3 protein-coding genes are annotated in these 1880 nt (G+C 41.6%); all 3 read left to right on the forward strand.

Going from position 1 to position 1880, the window contains the following annotated elements; genetic code table 11:
- Nucleotides 1–169 precede the first annotated feature (169 nt).
- The 3 genes from A3729_RS13675 (at nucleotide 170) to A3729_RS13685 (ending at nucleotide 1575) form a co-directional block, all read left to right on the forward strand.
- Entirely contained in the window at nucleotides 170–436 is a 267-nt protein-coding gene (locus A3729_RS13675; protein ID WP_068633817.1) for a hypothetical protein, read from the forward strand.
- Between the two features lie 120 nt (nucleotides 437–556).
- Nucleotides 557–868 (forward strand): hypothetical protein, encoded by a 312-nt coding sequence (locus A3729_RS13680; protein ID WP_068633999.1) that lies wholly within the window; start codon nucleotides 557–559, stop codon nucleotides 866–868.
- Nucleotides 869–975: 107 nt separating this feature from the next.
- A complete protein-coding gene (locus A3729_RS13685) occupies nucleotides 976–1575 on the forward strand; it encodes a hypothetical protein (RefSeq protein WP_068634000.1) in 600 nt (199 codons plus the stop codon).
- The last annotated feature ends 305 nt before the right edge of the window (nucleotides 1576–1880 follow it).

Genomic DNA, 1880 nt, shown 5'->3' on the forward strand with positions numbered 1-1880 from the left:
GTTTTTGTCTCTGGGCAAGCACTTTGGTTTTAACGTGGTGTTTGGTGTAGTTGGTCGTTCTAAAACATCTAACCAGTTCATCAAACATCACTCCGGCCACAAAAACACGTGGCCTGCGTTGGACGCACGATAGAGCCGTGCGCCGTTTATAAAAGCGTTAGGTGTTCGCATGGACTCAGATGTTGAAATTTTGATCGCAATATTTTTGGTAGTGGCTCTATTCATTTGGCTAATTCCAGCTTTGATTTACACGATTAAGATTTCTCGATTAAAAAGAATTGATCCAGTTTTAAAAAAACAACTGATATCCTCTCTCTGGTTTATGCCTCCAGTAGGATGCATTATTTGTTTGGTCTTATTTTCTAAAACTGGAAAGCTTCGAAAGTTATTAGAACAAGAGCATCATCAGGTATGGGTAGCCGGTGGTAATAGATAGTGATGTATTATCCACCTAACAAGTTGCGCAATGTTCGCCCCGGAAAAACACCCGGGGCTGGACTCGCTTTGCTGCGCGCCACTCGCCCATTCGCAAGGCGTTAAATGTCATAGGTAAGCTATGGATATTGCTCAACCAGACGATATGAAGGTAGTCTCAATGGCGCCTTACGAATACATTCACTACCAATGTAGTGGTGGTCGAGAATTTCTGTGTTTGTGTCTCGAATTAAGGTTTGGCACCCGTAGCGTGAATATTGAGTTAAGCGACACTGAGATCGCTAAACTAACAATAAACAGTAAGCAATTTATTTCAGGTATACGTTCCGAGTTCATCGAAAACTGTGATGAGTTCGAGCACTCTAGGCATATCAAAGAGTTTGAAAACTGGCCTGTAGTAAAGTCAGCATTAAAAAAGTGGCATGGTCGGTAGCTATGCGTATTAAAACATTTAACCAGTTTAGCCAGCATCGCCCACAAAGGGCCGTGGGCTGGACTCGTTTCACTCGCCGCTGCTAAAGGCGTTAGGCAAAAATAATCATGATCAAACATTTTTTACTTCTGATATGTTCAATTCTATTAACGTCCTGTGTCATTTTACCTGATGAGTATTTTTATCCTCAGGCCGAAGGGGCAAGTGCTGAGAGAGAGTTATGTCACGGAAGCGTAGGCGCAAAAAGTAAGCTGGTTTATGAATTAGACGACGTTAAAGTTGATTTTAGTGTGGGTAGCGTAAACTCATTGTCCACGCTTTATATATCTATACGCGTTTACGATGACTCAAATGCAATTTGGCCAGCACAAACTATAACCGCCTACGCTGATTCTAACGAGTTATCTTTAAAGCTTGATCATTTTACAAGGTACAGGTACGTAGATAGATATAATTCTAGCGAGATCGAAAGCATAGATTACCCTTCCAACACAGTCATGGACAGAGCCGATCATGAAGATAAACAGAGGTTATATTTCAGAGAGTATTATGAGTCATATGTCTCAAGTGTTGAGCTTACAGATATCTCAATTGAAGAGCTAAGAATAGAAGCTATAAAAATTATCGTGCGGGGCAAAGAGCACTTGCTTGAAGATATCCTTTTTACAAAAACAAAAGGTATTTTCTTGTACCCGTTAAACTGCTAAGTGCCTAACAAGTTTATCAAACCTCGTTCCGCCCACAAAGGAACGTGGGCTGCACTGGACGCGCAAAAAGACGCGCGCCGTTTATAAAAGCGTTAAATGTTTTTTGGCCTTTAGGTTTAAGGCTCAATATTCGGCAAGGAGTGCTCGTTTCTTTTCATACATTCCTCCGTTTAAGTTTTTAGGGTAAGTGGCACGGTTTCCCGCTGTTCCGCTCCGCTGTTTAAGTTTCTCAGGTACATTTTAATTTGTAGAGGCTTCGTCGGTGGTGTGTTCCTAGGGAATCCGGTAAAGTCGTCAACTTAATT

The sequence above is a fragment of the Oleiphilus sp. HI0043 genome (assembly GCF_001634935.1).